Origin of the sequence: Streptomyces sp. NPDC021093 (assembly GCF_044333135.1) — a bacterium.
Classification (GTDB): domain Bacteria; phylum Actinomycetota; class Actinomycetes; order Streptomycetales; family Streptomycetaceae; genus Streptomyces.
In genome coordinates this window covers 170,155-186,500 of the sequence record NZ_JBIRQJ010000001.1, presented here as the reverse complement: position 1 = coordinate 186,500, position 16,346 = coordinate 170,155, and the positions used below count along the sequence as shown (strand labels likewise).

Sequence of the window (16,346 nt, the reverse complement as noted above, 5' to 3'; positions counted from 1 at the left end):
GTTCCGGGCACGCCGTATGGTGCGCCCGGAACCACGGTCATATTCGGTTCCCCGTACCCATGGTCATATTCGGTTCCCCGTACCCACGGAAGATGACACCCTGGCCGCCGCATTCACTTCGCCCCGCCCTACTTCGCTTTGGGAGCAATCAGTGACCGGACCCCGTCTCGCCCCGCTGCTGGAGCAGTTCGACTTCGCCCGCGAGCGGCTGACCGCCCGCATGACGGGGCCGGTGATGGACAGCGGCGACGGCTCGGAGACCAAGGTCGTGCCCCTGACCGACGAGGAGTACTTCTGGGAGCCGGTGCCGGACTGCTGGTCGGTCCGGCGGCGCACGGAGGGCCCGGGGCCGCGCGCGACCCTCCTGGCCGGTGCCGCCACCGGCGAGTGGGGGCTGGACAGTTCGACCTACCCGCGCCCCTGGCCGGCGCCCTTCACCACGCTCGCCTGGCGGCTGAACCACCTGAGCGAGATGCTTACCCTCCGCGCCGACCACACGGCCGGCACCCGCACCCTCACCAGGGACGACTACCGCTTCAGCGGGGACGCGGCGAGTGCGGTCGCCGCCTTCGACGCGGGAGCGGAGGCCTGGCGGCAGGCGCTGCTGAGCGCCGACGACGCGGCGCTCGACACGGTCGGCCACTGCACCTACCCGCACGGGGGCGACGCGGAAGAGCTGTTCGTCGACATCGTGTGGTGGGTCAACCAGGAACTCCTGCACCACGGGGCCGAGATCGCGCTCCTCCGCGACCTCTACGGCGCCCAGCAGCGCTGACAGCGCCGACCTCACCTTCAGGTCGCTTCCGGCAGCAGCGCGCGGGCATGGGCGGTGAACGCGGCCCCGGCCGGGCTGGTCGGTCCTTCCGTGCGCCAGGCGAGGGCGAGCCGGCAGTGGACGCGCGGCCGGACGATGTCGACGAGGTGGACCTCCGTGGCGTTGGCTCGGGCCACGGAGGCCGGGATGACGGCCACGCCGAGCCCGCGCCCCGCGAGTTGGGCCAGCATGTGCGGGTCGGCGGCCTCGAACGCGGCGTGGGGCCGGAAGCCCGCCGCGTCGCACGCCGTCTCGACGGCGGTGCGCAGCCCCGTGCCCGTGGTCAGCAGGATCAGGGCGCGGTCGGCCAGCTCTTCGAGCCCGATCTGTGCCCGGCCGGCCAGCGGGTCCTGGTGGCCGACGGCGGCGACCAGCGGCTCGTTGACGATGTCGTGGAGGGTGATGCCGGGCGGTCTGGCACCGGTGCGGCCGATGATCGCGAGATCGACGCGGCCCGAGTACAGGGCCTCCACGAGGCTCTCCGAACCGTCCTCGGTCAGACCGATCTCCACGCCCGGGTGCGCCTCGTGGAAGGAGGCGAGCAGGCCCGGCAGGTCGATGTCCTTGTCCAGGGACGTGATGGTGCCGATGGTGACCCGGCCGCGCACCAGACCGCTGAGCTCGTCGACCGCCGCACGGATCGAGGAGACGGTGGCGAGGGCGGCCCGCGCGTACGGCAGGACGGTGTCGCCGGCCGGGGTCAGCCGCACCGTACGACTGGAGCGGTCGAGCAGGTCCTGACCCAACTCCCGTTCCAGTTTGCGTACTTGGGAGCTGACTCCGGGCTGGCTCACATGCAGGACCTCGGAGGCCTTTGTGAAGCTCGCCAGCTCGGCGACGGTGACGAAGTATTCCAGCTGACGCAGTTCCATAACCGCTGATTATATTCCGCAGAAATTCTAGATCTTGGACTTCTGCACACGGGTGGCCGCAGAGTCGACGCGTGCCCGGAACGCAGGGCGATCCCCCATGCCCTGACCCAGGGTCACGAAGGAGTACTCAGTGAATGCCACGACGACGGACGCCACGTCCGCGACGAGGGGCGGACGCGACAGCCGCACCGCCACCCTCGTCATGGCCTGCGTGGGCGTGTTCGTCGCCTACCTGCCGGTGACCACGGTCTCGGTCGGCCTGCCGAAGATCCAGCGCAGCCTCGACGCGTCGACGGCCGACCTCGCCTGGGTGACCGACGCCTTCGTCCTGCCGATGGCCGCGCTCATCCTCACCGCCGGAGTCGTCGGCGACGTGTACGGCCGCCGCAAGGTGTTCCAGACCGGGCTCGCCTTCTGCGCGGCGGGCGCGGCCATCGCGCTGAGCGCCGGCAGCGTGCAAGTCCTCTGGGTGGGACAGGCGTTCGCGGGAGTCGGCGCGGCGGCCCTGCTGCCCGCGACGCTCGGCCTGATCAGTCACGCGGTGCCCGACCCGCGCGAGCGTGCCAAGTACGTCAGCCTGTGGACCGCGTCCCTCATGGGCGCGCTGGCTGTCGGCCCCCTGATCTCCGGTGCGATCCCGGAAGGCGCCTCCTGGCGCTGGATCTACCTGCTCCCGGTCCCGGCCTCGCTGCTCGCCATGGGCGCGGCCGCCCGGTTCCTGGCCGACTCCCGCGCCGCCGGATCCCGACGGCTCGACTGGCCGGGGCAGATCACGGCCGCTGTCGCCGTCACCTCGCTCGTGTACGCGGTGATCGAGGGCGGCGGCGCGTCCTTCGGCGAGACGCGCGTGACGGTGGCGCTGGTGCTGTCGGCGGTCTCGTTCGCGGCCTTCGTCGTCGTCGAACTGCGCAGCGGCAGCCCGATGCTGGACCCGAAGCTGTTCCGCAGCCCCGCGTTCAGTGCCACCGCCTTGGTCGCCATGATCAGCTTCCTGGGGCTGATCGGCTTCGTCTTCGTCCTCAGCCTGTACCTGGGCCAGGTCCAGCGGCTCGGCACGCTGGAAGCGGGCTGCCGCATGCTGATGCTCACGCTGCCCGCGATGCTCGCAGGACCGGTCTTCGGCCGGCTCATGCACCGCGTACCGGCGCGGGTGCTGATCACCACGGGCCTGCTGGTGGCCACCGGCGCGCTGCTCGCGCTCACCTCCATCGACGCGCACACCTCGTTCGCGGCCCTCGCCTGGCGGCTGGTCCTCCTCGGCATCGGCTTCGGTGCGGTCTTCGCCCCGATGACCGCCACGGCGATCAACGCGGTGCCGCACCACCTCGCGGGGATGGCGGCGGCGGGCAGCAACGCGTTCCGCCAGCTCGGTGCGGCGCTGGGCCCCGCCCTGATGGGCGCACTGCTCACCACCAGGGTCGGCAGCGCCCTGCCCGGCCACCTGGCCGACACCCCCCTCGACGCGGAGGCGCGGCACCGGGTGGCCGACGCGGTCGACAGCGCGGGGTTCGGTGCCGTCCACGCGATCGACCTCGGCGCGGACACCTCCCGGATGCTGGACGCCTTCGGCCTCGCGTTCCTCGACGGCATCCGGCTGTGCCTCACCGTCGCGGCGGGGATCATGCTGCTCGCGGCGGTGGCCGGTGTGATCCTGCTGCGCCGCCCGCGCGGCAGCGCCCCGAGCGCAGGGCCGAGCGCAGAGCCGACCGCCGGGCCGACCGCCGCGCAGCGGACCGGGGAACCGGTCCTGAGCCGCTGAGGGATCGCCGCTGCTGGACTGCGTGCTGCTGGACTGCGTGCTGCCGGACCGTGCGCCTGCCGGACCGTGCGCCTGCCGGACTGTGCGCCTGCCGGACTGTGGGCCTGCCGGACTGTGGGCCTGCCGGACGGGCAGGCGCCGCAGTCCGTGCCGGGTCTACGGCTTGCGTCCCATGGCGCGCAGGAGAGCGTCCTGTTCGGAGGCGCCCGACGCCGGTGCCCCGGTGGGCGGCCCGTAGTAGCGGTTGCTGTCCGTCAGGGGGCTTTCGTCGACGCCGTGATAGATCCACTGGAAGTTGTCGAGGATCCAGCGCACCGTGTGCGCGTCGAGCCGTTCGTCGAGCCGTAGCGCTCGGGCGAGATCCCAGGTGTGGGTGATCGCGTCCACGACGTACAGGCCGAGCAGCTGCCGGCCAGGAACGGGACCGAACGGGTAGTCGACGATCCGGTCGAGCGCGCCGGCGGCACGGAACGCCGCCCGGCACTCGGCCACCGCGGTCCGGTAGGCGCTCACCAGGTCGCCGGTGAGCGCCTCCTGGCCCAGGTTCGCCATGAACTCGGCGCTGCTGCCGCCCCGTAGGAGCGAGGTGTAGATGCGGCTTCCCTGGATCATGTGGTTGACCAGTTGACGCACGTTCCATTCGGTGCACGGCGTGGGGCTCTCCCAGCCCGCGTCGGGTACGGCCCGCAACCGATCGCCGAAGCCCTCCGCCGCGGTGTCGAAGCGGCTGAGCAGGGTGCTGTCCGCCGGATCGAGGAAGTGCACGTCGTAGCGGACCTGTTCGGGCAGCAGGCTGTCGAAGGAGTCCAGGCCGTGCTGGACGCGGCCCAGCGCCCGGAAGTATCCGAAGCGGTCGACGCCCGGCGTCAGGACCGCCAGGAGCTCGGCGGTGCGGCCGGCAGCGGCACCGAAGGCGTGCGGCACCTTCGGCGGTACGACGACCGTGCCGCCGCGCCCCACCGACACCCTCTCGTCGCCGACGAGGAACTCCACCGTCCCGTCGAGTACGTGGAAGAACTCCGTGGACAGTGCGTGGTGGTGCAGCCGTGCGCCGTCGGCGCCCTCGCCGAGAGCGAGGCGGTTGGCGCCCAGCGCCCCGCCGGTGTCGCGGGCGTCGACCAGCAGCCGGAAGCCTCCGCCGTGCGGCAGCGCCACGTACTCGGCGTCCTCGGGCTGCACGATCAGCCCGGTCCCGTTCTGGCTCGCGGTCGCGGTCGCGGTCGCGGTCGCGGTTGCGGTGGCGGTGGCGGTCTGGGTCTGGGTCTGGGTCTGGGGCTCGTTCCAGGTCTCCATGAAGAACTCCTCGGTCAGCGGGTGCGGGTTCGATGGGTGCTGGTTCGATGAAACGAGACGGTGATCGTCGGCACTGGCGGCAATCCGACCTCGCGTTTGCCCGGCAGAAGAAAGGTGGCGTCCGCGGAGAGTGAACACGCGTTCGTGGGCAAGGCTCGAACGGGAGACGACCGCGACCGAGGAGGAACCGCGATGCTGACAGCCCCCGCAAGCGCGACCGTGGTGGAACCGGCCGACGCCGGGGAACTGCCCCGCATCTCGCGCCCCGCGGCCGTCGCCCCCAGGGACGCCCGCCGGCTCTCCAAACTCTTCCTCGACCGGCTCCGGGAGCTGGAGGAGGGCACGCACGAGTACAGCTACGTGCGCAACACCCTGATCGAGATGAACCTTTCCCTGGTGAAGTTCGCCGCGCGCCGCTTCCGCAACCGGGGCAGCGGCGACCTGGAGGACATCGTCCAGGTCGGCACGATCGGCCTGATCAAGGCGATCGACCGGTTCGACCTCACCCGCGAGGTGGAGTTCACCTCCTTCGCCATCCCGTACATCACCGGCGAGATCAAGCGCTTCTTCCGGGACACGACATGGGCGGTGCACGTACCGCGCAGGCTCCAGGAGCTCCGTACCGAACTGGCCAAGGCCAAGGAGCAGCTCGCCGCCGTCCTGGACCGCGACCCCACGGTCCCCGAGCTCGCCGAACTCCTCGAACTCACCGAGGCCGAGGTCACCGACGGCCTGGTTGCCGCGAACGGCTACACCGCGGGCTCCCTCGACCTGCCCGCCGAGACCGGCGCCGACAACAGCGCCAAGTCCCCCGTCTCGTACGCCGACTACTTCGGTGCCTGCGACCCGGGCATGGAACTCTTCGAGGACCTGCACACCCTGGCCCCGCTCCTCGCCTCCCTCTCCGACCGGGACCGCCGCATCCTCTCCATGCGCTTCGGCCAGGAACTCACCCAGGCGGAGATAGGCGAAGTCCTCGGCATCTCGCAGATGCAGGTCTCCCGCCTCCTGACCCGCATCCTCGGCCGACTCAGGACCGGAATGCTTACGACCGACTGACAGGTTCTCCGCGTACTCTGCACATGCTTCTCACTCTGAGTGTCGCTGTCGGCACACTCTGGCCGGAAAGAGCCGGTGTAGGGACCGCGTCAGAGGGGAACTCGCACCAAGAGCACGCGTAACAGGTGTAGGTGTGCCACCACATGACGCACACGGCACATACGGCGTACGCGAAGTACACGACGCAAGAGACACGAGAAAACAAAACTCAACAAGACGAGAAGAAGGGGAACCCCTACATGCTGGTGCCCGATCCCAAGGTGCTGCGCACACTCCTCACGCGCTACGCGGAGACCCGGTTCGCCCACGCCCAGAATCCGTCGCCTGAAACGCAGCGCGCCCTGGACGACGTCACGTACACGCTGTGCGTGACCACGTCGACCTCCGGAATCGAGGCGGCCCTCGGCGCGGCGGACAGCCTGCTCGCCCGGACGTGCTGCGCGCACGCGGCGGAAGCGGCGGAGGCGTCGGACCCGGCGTCCGCAGCGGACTCAGGACGGTCGGCGCAGTCGGCCCGGACCGCACAGTCGGCGCAGGAAGTGCAGGTGCGGTCCCGGGCGGACCTGGCGGCCTGAGTCCCGGCCGCGTGTGCCCGCCGGGACCGGGGATTCCCCGCCCCGGCGGGCCGCGCGATCCGCCGACGACCACCGGACCAACTCCCGTTCCCGGGCGAGTGCTTGGCGGAGGCCGTTACCCTTTCCGCGTGAGGGCCGACACAGGGACAACGCGAGGGTGAACGTGCAGAACGACGTGCGGGAGGAAGCGCGGGAGGACGTGGGGCAGGACGTGAGGCAGGACCGCTCCCGCGGCCACTCGCCCGACCGGAGGATCCGGCAGATCGCGGTCGGGCTCGGCCTGCCGTCCCCGCTGGTGCGGAGTCCGGCCGACGAGGTCGAGGAGGAGGACGACCGGTCGCGCGTCGAGCGGACCCTGCGCGCCCTGGTCTGCCCGGAGGAATTCCACTCAGGGCCGTGCCCCCTCGCCTGGGAGTCCGGCTACGGACATCCGCGCGAGGCGGTGGAGCACCTGGCCGGGACCGCCGAGGAGGACTACGACCCGGCTTCCCTCCCGGTCGAAGCCACCCTCACCGTCTACGCCACCGAGGCCGAGGCGGGCGCCCTGTGGGCCAGGGCCCGTACGGAACTCCGGATCGACGACTCCACCGGCCACTGCGACCTCACCGGCACGACGGCCACCCTGGAACTGCGCGACGTCCTCGCGCGCGACCCGGAGGCGTGGGAGGCGTACGAGCACCTGGTCGAGCAGTACGAGATCGAGCACGGCGGCGGGTCGGGGCAGGGACCGACCGAGGGACCGACCGAGGGACCGAGGGACTGAAGGACCGGGAAACCGAATTGTGTTCGGGCGGAGCCGCGGCAACCCGCTGGACCGCCGTCCCACGGCCGGGCCATCATGCGTGCATGGAGCCATTGAAGATCATCGCGGGCGATGCCACCGACCCCCAGGCCAAGGGTCCGAAGATCATCGCGCATATCTGCAACGACCTCGGCGGCTGGGGCAAGGGCTTCGTGGTGGCGGTCTCGCGGCGCTGGCCAGGACCGGAGAAGGAGTACCGCCGCTGGCACCGCGAGCGCGCCGGTAATGACTTCGGCCTGGGAGCGGTGCAGTTGGTGCAGGTCAGGACCGATATCTGGGTCGCCAACATGGTTGCTCAGCGCGGCATCAGGTCCGGCAGCGGCGGCCCGCCCATCCGTTACGACGCGGTTGAACGCAGCCTGACGGCCCTCGCCGCACATGCCCTCGCCCACCAGGCATCGGTCCACATGCCGCGCATCGGCTGCGGGCTCGCGGGCGGCAAGTGGGAACGCATCGAGCCGCTCATCACCCAGTCCCTGAGCGCGCGGGACGTGGCCGTGACGGTGTACGACCACGCCTGAGGCGGGCGTACGAGAGGGAAGGTGGTGCCGAGCGCCGGACGGAGTCGATGTGGCTGGTACCCGCGGCTGACGTACCCGGACCAACCCCTCAGCGGCGACAGCGGCGTTGCCGGACTCAGGCGGCGCCGGGGGTGAGTGCCGTCCGCAGTTGGCTCGCCACCTCGCCCGCGTCCGGTCCGGCCGCGTAGACGTAGTTGTCGGGGCGCACGGCAGCGGCGGTGGCTCCGATGCCGGACAGCCAACGCCGGTGAGTGCCGTCCGGGTCGGCGACGACGGCTCCTCCTGCGGAGGGACCGAAGCCGACGACCGTGACGCCCAGGTCACTGAGCGAGGCCGGATCCAGCAGGGGAAGGGCCTGCTCGGCGACCAGCAGCCGGAAGCCTCCGCCGACGATCTCGTCGAGCAGCCCCGTCCTCCGGCCGTCGCTCACCCGCCCTTGGACCGACAGTTTGCCGCCACCGGAGGCGAACAGGCCGGGGCCGAGGTCGGGCAGCCGAATCCGGTCCGGCTCTCGGAGCGCACTTCGGCGGGCCCTCAGCGTGTTGTCGCGCTCCCGGGCGAGCACGGGGTCCCGCAAGGTGTGCTGGCGGCCGAGCTCCATGCTCGCGGCCGTCACACCACGCACATGCGGTTCCCGCTCGCTCTGGTAGGTGTCGAGGACCTCGGCGCCCCGGACCCCCCTCAGTACGAGATCCAGTTTGAAGGCGATGTTGAGCACGTCCCGTATCCCCGAGCACATTCCTTGCCCCAGAAAGGGCGGCATCTGGTGTGCGGCGTCCCCCGCGAGCAGGACCCGGCCGTCCCGCCACCGCCTCGCGACCAGCGACTGGAAGGTGTAGGCGGCGGTACGGACGATGTCGGCGTCGTCGCGGGAGAGGTGGCGCTCCACGCGGGACCACACCTTTTCCGCCGCGCGTTCCCGTGCGAAGCCGTCGCCGTTGTCGCCGTCGTCGTCTTTGTCGAGCAGGAAGCAGAATCGCTGGTGTCCGGCAGTGGTGGTGACGATGGTGGTCGGCTCCTCGGGGTCGCCGATCTGCAGCATCGACGGCAGTCCCAGTTCGGCCGCCGGGCGCCGGAGGGCGAAGTCGCAGACCAGCCAGGGCTCGGAGAAGCCGAGATCGTCCTGCTCGACACCGAGGGCGTCCCGCACGAAGCTGTTGCCGCCGTCGCAGCCGACCACGTAGCGCGCTGCGAGGGTCGCGCCGTCCGCCGTGCTCAGGGTGACCCGGTCCTGCTCTTGGGTCAGGTCGGTGACCGTCGTGCCGAAACGTATGTCGACGTTCGGCAGCGACGTGCACAGTGCGTGCAGCGCCTTCTCCAGGTACGGCTGGTGGAACAGGTAGAGATCGGCCCAACCGCTGGCGCCGACGGGCCGGCACTCCTGCCGGATGAGAAGCTCACCCGCCCCGTTGCGCCACTCGTACGCGTCCTGCACGCGCAGGGTGGGCACCAACTCGTTGGCGAGTCCGAGCCCTTGCAGCGCGCGCATGGTCTCACCGTCGAAACTGGCGGCACGGGGCAGGCCGTACAGGCCGGGGTAGCGTTCGAGCACCACGACCGAGTGCCCGGCCTTCCCCAGCAGGGCAGCGAGCGTCATCCCGACCGGCCCGCACCCCACCACGGCGACATCGGCGGGCGACGAGTTCTGCTTCTTGTTCTGCTTCTTGGCGTTCTCCGGGTATTCGTCGGTCATCGTTTCCACATCTCCTTGTGCAGGGACGGCGGTTGGCCGATCACCACTTCAGTGTTGAACGCGCCTGACATGATGTCTAATGCACGCTTTGCACAGATGTTTTGCGTCGGACGCAACTGAAGGGACCGCCGTGGACGTGCAGTTGGACCTCAATCTGTTACGGGTGTTCGACGCCTTGATGGACACCGGCAGCGTGTCCGCGGCCGCGACACGCCTTCATCTCTCCATACCGGCCACCAGCAGGGCCCTGGGCCGGCTGCGACGGGCGATGAACGACCAGATCATGGTGCGTGCCGGCCGGGGCCTCGTGCCCACCCCGTTCGCCCAGCGGTCGGCAGCCAAGGTCAAAACGCTGCTGGATGCCGCGGCCGAACTCCAGGCGGACCCTGCCGCGAGCGATCCGAGTGCGTGGCGGCGCACCTTCGCCATCCGTGTCAACGACGGACTCAGCCCCGTTCTCGCGCCCCGCCTCACCCACCGGATCGCCGCCGAAGCACCCCACGTCCGCCTGCGGTTCGTCGCCCAGGACTCCAAGGAACCCGATCAGCTGCGCGACGGCTCGCTCGACCTCGACATCGGCGTCGCCGACCCGCCCCCTCCGGACGTGCACACACGAACGCTGTTCTCCGACCGCTTTGTCGCAGTGGTGGGGGCGCACTCCGACCTGGGCAGGGCCGCACGACTGACGGTGGACGACCTGTGCGCCCATCCGCACATCTCCGCGTCCCGCCGGGGCCTCGCGCACGGGCCACTGGACGAGGTGCTGCGCCGCCTGGGCCGCTCCCGCCGCGTCGTCGCCGTCGTCCCCAACTTCGCCGTGGCGGCGTTGATGGCCCTGGAGGGAGACGTCGTCTGCCTCGGCCCCCAACTCGTGGCGGAGCACCTCGTCGAACGCCAGGTTCCCCTCCGGTGGCACAAGGTGCCCCTGGAACTGCCCTCGGCCGACGTCGAACTGCGCTGGCACCGCCGACTCGATGACGACCCCGCGTCCCGATGGCTCCGCCGCCACGTACTGGAAGCCGTCCAGCCGCTCGTCGCCACGCTGAACCGCACTTGAAAGCAGCGCCGCACGTGAGCATTTGAGATCGGTCAGCACGTCAGCACGTCAGCACGTGAGTATTTGAGTACCTGTCGCCTGAGTACGACAGCTCATGCCGGCCGGAACGCCTGCGCCTAGCGTTCCGTACATGATCCTGAATCGCTTGCACGAGGGCACGGCCGCACGACGGCCGGAAGCGAACCGGAGCGCGCGGTGAAGCCCGCACGGTCCCCACGGCGGCGGCTGATCATGGCGGCGGCACTCGGGCTCGGAGCGGTGGTGCTCGTCGCGGGCGTGCAGGGGGTACGGAGCCTCTGGTACGGGTCGCCCTACCCGGCTGTCGACCCCGATGCCGTCTCCCGGCGGCTGGACCAGCGCTCCCAGGACGTGTACGAACACTTCGGCCTCCCTCCTGCGAAAGCCGCCACGGTGCGCCAGGAACGCAGGGACACCGGCTCCTGCTACTACCGCGGCCTCCAGTCCCTCGCCCACATCGACCGTCCGCGGAGGGACGTCGTGACCTTCGGCCTCGACTGGAACGTGCCGGACGTCTCCGAGGACGAGGCGCGCGCCGCGGTGGAGCGGCTGCGGAGCCACCTGGTGGCCGACGGCTGGCAGCTCGGTCACGACAGGGGCGGCGGCCGGAGCACCCGCCTCACCGAACTCGGCTTCGTCTTCCACGAGTTCGCCGCGGAGAACGACCCGGTCAAGCGCGGCGACGGAATCAGCGTCATGTGGAACTCCCGCGGCCACACCCTGGTCGTCAAGGTCTACTCCCCCTGCGGCAAGGTCCCCGACTCCTTCGACAGGTCCTCCTTCGACACCTCCTTCCTGGACCGGCGCCCCGACTGGCAACCGGCCGGCACCGGTACGACCGGCACCACCGACGGCAGGGAGAGCGCGAGGGGCGGGAACGGCTGAGAGGGAGAGGCCGAGAGGGCGCGGCAGGCAGGCGCGCAGCGCGGCTCAGCCCAGGAAGCGCGCCGTCGCCGTCACGAACGCCTCCGGATCGTCGACCCACGGCGAGTGCCCCGCCCCCGGCTGTACGACGACGGTGGCGTCGGGGAACAGGGCCGCGAACTCCACCGTCGACTGCGGCGGGCTGTTCAGATCGACCTCCCCGGCCAGCAGGAACACCGGCGCCGCACGCTCCGCCAGCGCCGCACGCGTGGCCTCCGGGTCGTACGCGCCCTCGGAACCGTAGAGACGCACGGCCTCCGGGTTGGCCGGTGCACTCGCCGCCGCGTGCTGCTCCTGCGCCGCCGCGTCCCAGCGCCCCCAGAAGAACGGAGCGATCGCCTCCACGTCGCCGGGCTTCGGCGCACCCGAGTTGAGGGACTCCAGCGCGGCGTACGCCTCCGGGAACCACGGCTCGTCCTTGCGGAGCTGCGCGAGCGCGAGCCGCGTTCCGGCCGTGATCGGGATGCCCACGGCCGCGGTGCTCGGGGTGATCAGCGCGAGTCTGCCGACGCGTTCCGGGTACCGGGCGAGGTACAGCACCGCGAGATTCACGCCCGCGCAGTGCGCGAGGAGGTCGATCCGGTCGAGCCCGAGGTGCGCGCGCAGCGCTTCGATGTCGTCCACGAGACGGTCGCAACGGTACGAGGAGGGATCCGCCGGAATCTCGGAGCGGCCGGTTCCGCGCAGGTCGAGGAAGAGCAGCCGACGGTGCCGGTCCAGCCCGCCGAGGTCACCCAGGTAGCGGGGGTCCTGCATGGGGCCGCCGGGGAGGCAGAGGACGGGGGAGTCCTCGACGTCCGTACCCGCGCCCTTGCCGGGTCCGGTGATGCGGTAGGCGAGCCGGGTGCCGTCGGGGGCGGAGAAGGTGAAGGCACCGGCGGAGGCGGCGGGCGAGGGGGCTGGCGAGGACGAGGACGAGGGCGATGGCGAGGGCGATGGGGTGGCAGACATGACCGGGAGCTTGTCAGCGAAGGCCCGGCCTGACAACCAGGTTCTGACAGGGCCGACGGGGCCGACGGGGCTGGCAGGGCTGACGGGGCTGGCAGAGCTGACGGGGGCCGACAGGCTACGGGCGGGTCGGTGCCCGTACCGCCTCCTCCCACGCCCCCGGACTGCGGTAGTGGTTGGCGTGCCCGGCGGCCAGTACGGTACGCAGCTCCGCGGCGTGCTCGGTGTCGGCCGGGAGGTCCAGTTCGCCGAGGAGAGCGAGCGCGGCATCGGGCAGCAGCTGTCCGTACACGTCGTGGTATCCGGTCAACAGGCCCTTGAAGAGCGGGAGATGGAGGGAGGGGACCCGTGTAGCGGCCCGGAAGACCGGCAGCTTTGCCTCCCAGGGAACCGGACCCGAGCACTCCAGTACCCGCCCTGCCCGGCGGAGCAGCGTCGCCGGGGCGTCCGCGGTCAACCGCCCGGCATCGCGGCCGATCACCTCCTCGAACGCGGCCGTCGACGTCTTCCCGTCCTCGAACCAGTCGACCCACAGGGAGTACGTGACGGCCTCGGACACCCGGGGCGCCTCCAGTCGCTGCCGGTAGCAGTCCCAGAGGGGCTCGGCGGGCAGGGGGCCAGCGGCTCCCCGGTCGGCGAACCGGATCTCGACCGTCACCCAGTACTGGTCGAGCACATCGAGCAGCCCGAACGCGAGGCGGACCTGCCCTGCCACGTCCAGCCGTTCGTCGCTGAACACCAACCCGGCCTGCTCATGGGCGACTTGACCGGAGTCGAGCCGCCCGTCAGGGGTCTCGCCGTCGGTCCACTCGTCGGGCCCGACCTGTGTGATGCCGTCCTCGGCGAGCCAGCGGCGGGCCTCGTCCGCAGCGGAGATGTCCATCCGGACAGTTTCCATGACCGCACGCGCACGGGATCAGACGGGTCAGACAGGTCAGACGGATCAAGCGGATCAGGCGGCGCGCACGGTGCGCCCGAGCGCCGCACGTCCCGCGGCTCCCCAGGCGGGCTTCCCGCCGGGCACAATGCCCGTCATGCTGCATGTACGAGTGATCAGCCCCGCCGGCCAGACGGACGAGGTGCTGCGGATCGCGACCGACTGCCCCGCCGTCGTCAACGTCCTCAAGCTGCCCGGCGCCGCGCACGCCCCCGCAGGTGACCTCGTCGAGTTCGACGTGGCCAGAGAAGCGGCCAACGGCGTCCTCGGCGCACTGCGCGACCTCGGTCTGAAAGACACCGGCGGCATCACCGTCGAGCAGCTCGACCTGTCCATCTCCTCAGCCGCCGAGAAGGCGGAAGCAGATGCTCCGGGCGACCCGGACGACGCCGTGGTGTGGGACGAGCTGGTCGCCCGCACTTCTGCGGAGACCCGCTTGACCTGGGCGTTCCTCGCCTTCCTTGCGCTGGCCACGCAGATCGCGGCGATCGGTGCGCTGCTCGACCAGCCCATCCTGATAGTCGGTGCGATGGTGCTGGGCCCTGAGTTCGGGCCGGTGGCGGCGATCTGCTTCGGGGTGATGAGCCGGAAGGCGGACCTGGTCGGCAGGGCGGTCCGCACCCTCGTCGTCGGCTTCACGACGGCCGTGCTGATCACCATGGCGTGCGCGGCGGCGGGCCGCCTGCTGGGCTGGATCGAACCGGCCATGCTCGACGACCGGCCGCTGACCGACTTCATCATCCACCCAGACCGGTGGTCCTTCATCGTGGCGCTGCTGGCCGGCATCGCGGGCATCCTGTCGATGACCGCGGGCAAGTCCTCCACCCTGGTGGGCGTCTTCATCTCCGTCACCACCGTCCCCGCCGCAGGAAACCTCGCGGTGGCCGTCCCGCTCGGCCACTGGAGCGAGGTGAGCGCCTCCCTGATCCAGCTCGGTGTGAACCTCGCCGGAATGCTCATCGCGGGCACCCTGACGCTCTTCGTACAGCGCGCCCTGTGGTCCAGGTACGGGCTCCGGGTCGGACCGGACAACAACCGGAAGAAGCAGCTGGGATGACGTGAAGGAGAGGAGCGAAGGGGAGGGGCGAAAGGGAGGAGCGAAAGGGGGAGCGGGCGGGGGGCCCTAAGCCACCTACGCCGCCCCCGCCCCCCGCCCGCCGTCACTCTCGCCACCCACGACCCGCAGCCCCCGCCGGGCGTGGTTCACCCGGCCGTCGCCCACCGCGGTCCAGTACGGATGCTCGTTGACCGCCATGGTCAGCTCGCGTATCCGCTCCCACAGCTCCTCGACCTGATCCACCTCCTCCTCGGTGAAGACGGGCGCGGAATCGGCACCCCAGGGGGGAGCGGTGGCAAGGGCGTGGAAGTCGGCCTGTGCCTGGTGGAGCTGCTGCTGGAGGTCGAGGAGGTCCTCGGGGAAGGGGGCGGAGTGGGAAGACATACCGGAAGCGTACGTCTGTTCGATTTACGTTTTCCAGTGCACCACGATCCGATGCCGGGCCCCCGACCCGGTCAGGCGACCTTCACGGGCAGCGGGGCGCCGTCGGGGGCCGGGGTCGTCCCGGTGGCGTCCCGGCGCGGTGGGGCCAGTGCGGCGGCGATGGCCACCGCGCCGACCGCGCACACGGCGGCCGTTCCGTACAGCGCGACGTGCAGGGCATGGGTGAAGCCGGCGGCCAGTGCCTCGGAGCCGGCGCCCGACAGGTCTCCCGCGGCGACCTTCGCGGCCAGTTCGGGGGAGCCGACGCGGGTGCCGATCAGGCTGACCAGGACCGCGCCGAACACGGCGATGACGATGGCCTCGCTGCCGATGCGCATCGTGTTGAGGAACCCGGCGGCCATTCCTGCGCGCTCGGCCTCGACGAGGCTCATCGCCGTCCCGTCGCCCACGCCGAACGACAGCCCGCCGCCCAGCCCGATCAGGAGCAGCGGTCCGGCGATGACGGCGACGGGGGTGGTGGGACCGATGACCGTGAGCCACGCGTTCCCGCCGGCGAACATGGCCAACGACACCGTGATCAGCAGGCGGGCCGACACGCCCCGGTTGACCAGCCACCCGGCCAGCGGCGGGGCCAGCAGTACTGGTGCGGTCATCATCAGCAGCACCGTTCCGGCGCGCTGGGCCGAGAGGCCGCCGGCCCCCACCAGATAGGTGGGCAGGTACGTCAGCAGCGTCACGAAGCCGAACGTCGTCACCACGGGCACCATGCACAGCGCCAGGAACCGGCGGTTCTTCACCAGCGTCAGGTCCAGCAGCGGGGCGGCGGAACGCGACTGCATGACGGCGAAGAGTACGAGCAGCCCCACGCCCACGGCCAGCAACGCCAGCACGCCGAGGCTGGACCAGCCCCACTCCGGACCCTGGACGACGCCCAGGACCAGAGCGCCGAGACCGGCGACGAACACCACCGCACCCGCCACGTTCAGCCGGGGGCGCTGCTCGGCGCGGGACTCGGCGATGAATCCGACACCGGCCAGTGCCGCCACCACCAGGACGGCGTGCAGCCCGAAGGAGGCGCGCCAGCCCAGCCCGCTGACCAGCCACCCCGACAGGGTCGGCCCGACCGCGAGACCGAGCCCGGCGGCGCTGCCGAGGGCCGCGAACGCGCGGGTGCGCGCGGCGCCTTCGAAGGTGGTGGCCAGGATCGCGCCGCCACTGGCGAACACCCCCGCCGCGCCGATGCCGGACAGGGCGCGGGCGATGTCCAGCAGGACGATGCCGGGGGCGGCCGCTGCCGCGACCGAGCCGACGGCGAACAGCGCCGCACCTGCCGCGAAGACTCTGCGGCGGCCCATCAGGTCGGCCGCCGACCCGGCGACCAGCATGAACGAGGCGAACGTCAGGTTGTAGGCGTTCATGACCCATTGCAGCGGTGCGCCTGCGGTGTGCAGGTCCGCACCGATGCCGGGGAGCGCGACGGCCGCTCCGGATATGGACATCGGCACGGCGGCGAAGGCCAGCAACACCACCACCAGCGCGATCGCCGGCCGGGAGCGGCCCGGGGGGACGGGAGCAGTCACGAGTTCGGACTCCTTCGAGGAGGTTCAGCTTCGGGGAGGTTCGACGGCCACAA

16 protein-coding genes are annotated in these 16,346 nt (G+C 71.2%); 9 read left to right on the top strand and 7 right to left on the bottom strand.

Going from position 1 to position 16,346, the window contains the following annotated elements:
- Window positions 1-151 precede the first annotated feature (151 nt).
- Window positions 152-775, top strand: coding sequence for a DinB family protein (locus tag ACH4SP_RS00830; RefSeq protein WP_398408021.1), 624 nt, complete (start codon window positions 152-154; stop codon window positions 773-775).
- 17 nt (window positions 776-792) lie between these two features.
- Here ACH4SP_RS00830 and ACH4SP_RS00825 read toward each other — a convergent pair whose 3' ends face one another.
- Window positions 793-1,686: a LysR family transcriptional regulator gene (locus ACH4SP_RS00825; protein ID WP_398408020.1), complete on the bottom strand. Its 894-nt coding sequence runs from the start codon at window positions 1,684-1,686 to the stop codon at window positions 793-795.
- 202 nt (window positions 1,687-1,888) lie between these two features.
- Here ACH4SP_RS00825 and ACH4SP_RS00820 point away from each other — a divergent pair, with 202 nt between their 5' ends.
- Complete coding sequence (locus ACH4SP_RS00820; protein WP_398409455.1) at window positions 1,889-3,445, top strand: MFS transporter; 1,557 nt, start codon at window positions 1,889-1,891, stop codon at window positions 3,443-3,445.
- 156 nt (window positions 3,446-3,601) lie between these two features.
- Here ACH4SP_RS00820 and ACH4SP_RS00815 read toward each other — a convergent pair whose 3' ends face one another.
- A complete protein-coding gene (locus ACH4SP_RS00815; RefSeq protein ID WP_398408019.1) occupies window positions 3,602-4,738 on the bottom strand; it encodes a TIGR03086 family metal-binding protein in 1,137 nt (378 codons plus the stop codon).
- Between the two features lie 192 nt (window positions 4,739-4,930).
- Between ACH4SP_RS00815 and ACH4SP_RS00810 the strand changes: the two genes are divergently transcribed.
- From ACH4SP_RS00810 to ACH4SP_RS00795, 4 genes are all read left to right on the top strand, one after another.
- Window positions 4,931-5,797: a SigB/SigF/SigG family RNA polymerase sigma factor gene (locus ACH4SP_RS00810; protein ID WP_398408018.1), complete on the top strand. Its 867-nt coding sequence runs from the start codon at window positions 4,931-4,933 to the stop codon at window positions 5,795-5,797.
- 239 nt (window positions 5,798-6,036) lie between these two features.
- Complete coding sequence (locus tag ACH4SP_RS00805) at window positions 6,037-6,372, top strand: DUF5133 domain-containing protein (protein WP_398408017.1); 336 nt, start codon at window positions 6,037-6,039, stop codon at window positions 6,370-6,372.
- A gap of 157 nt (window positions 6,373-6,529) precedes the next feature.
- Complete coding sequence (locus ACH4SP_RS00800) at window positions 6,530-7,135, top strand: hypothetical protein (protein WP_398408016.1); 606 nt, start codon at window positions 6,530-6,532, stop codon at window positions 7,133-7,135.
- 83 nt (window positions 7,136-7,218) lie between these two features.
- Entirely contained in the window at window positions 7,219-7,695 is a 477-nt protein-coding gene (locus tag ACH4SP_RS00795; RefSeq protein ID WP_398408015.1) for an Appr-1-p processing protein, read from the top strand.
- Between the two features lie 115 nt (window positions 7,696-7,810).
- Here the strand turns inward: ACH4SP_RS00795 and ACH4SP_RS00790 are convergent, their stop codons facing one another.
- A complete protein-coding gene (locus ACH4SP_RS00790; RefSeq protein WP_398408014.1) occupies window positions 7,811-9,388 on the bottom strand; it encodes a bifunctional 3-(3-hydroxy-phenyl)propionate/3-hydroxycinnamic acid hydroxylase in 1,578 nt (525 codons plus the stop codon).
- Between the two features lie 130 nt (window positions 9,389-9,518).
- Between ACH4SP_RS00790 and ACH4SP_RS00785 the strand changes: the two genes are divergently transcribed.
- Both ACH4SP_RS00785 and ACH4SP_RS00780 read left to right on the top strand, forming a co-directional pair.
- Window positions 9,519-10,445, top strand: a complete 927-nt coding sequence (locus ACH4SP_RS00785; protein WP_398408013.1) for a LysR family transcriptional regulator — start codon at window positions 9,519-9,521, stop codon at window positions 10,443-10,445.
- Window positions 10,446-10,640: 195 nt separating this feature from the next.
- Complete coding sequence (locus tag ACH4SP_RS00780; RefSeq protein ID WP_398408012.1) at window positions 10,641-11,348, top strand: hypothetical protein; 708 nt, start codon at window positions 10,641-10,643, stop codon at window positions 11,346-11,348.
- A gap of 45 nt (window positions 11,349-11,393) precedes the next feature.
- Here ACH4SP_RS00780 and ACH4SP_RS00775 read toward each other — a convergent pair whose 3' ends face one another.
- Window positions 11,394-12,338 (bottom strand): alpha/beta fold hydrolase, encoded by a 945-nt coding sequence (locus tag ACH4SP_RS00775; protein ID WP_398408011.1) that lies wholly within the window; start codon window positions 12,336-12,338, stop codon window positions 11,394-11,396.
- A gap of 115 nt (window positions 12,339-12,453) precedes the next feature.
- A complete protein-coding gene (locus ACH4SP_RS00770) occupies window positions 12,454-13,218 on the bottom strand; it encodes a hypothetical protein (RefSeq protein WP_398408010.1) in 765 nt (254 codons plus the stop codon).
- Between the two features lie 151 nt (window positions 13,219-13,369).
- On the opposite strand from ACH4SP_RS00770, the gene ACH4SP_RS00765 reads away from it, so the two are divergent.
- Complete coding sequence (locus ACH4SP_RS00765; RefSeq protein WP_398408009.1) at window positions 13,370-14,329, top strand: DUF389 domain-containing protein; 960 nt, start codon at window positions 13,370-13,372, stop codon at window positions 14,327-14,329.
- Window positions 14,330-14,404: 75 nt separating this feature from the next.
- Here ACH4SP_RS00765 and ACH4SP_RS00760 read toward each other — a convergent pair whose 3' ends face one another.
- Window positions 14,405-14,713, bottom strand: a complete 309-nt coding sequence (locus ACH4SP_RS00760) for a hypothetical protein (RefSeq protein WP_398408008.1) — start codon at window positions 14,711-14,713, stop codon at window positions 14,405-14,407.
- A gap of 71 nt (window positions 14,714-14,784) precedes the next feature.
- Window positions 14,785-16,293: an MFS transporter gene (locus ACH4SP_RS00755; RefSeq protein ID WP_398408007.1), complete on the bottom strand. Its 1,509-nt coding sequence runs from the start codon at window positions 16,291-16,293 to the stop codon at window positions 14,785-14,787.
- Between the last annotated feature and the right edge of the window lie 53 nt (window positions 16,294-16,346).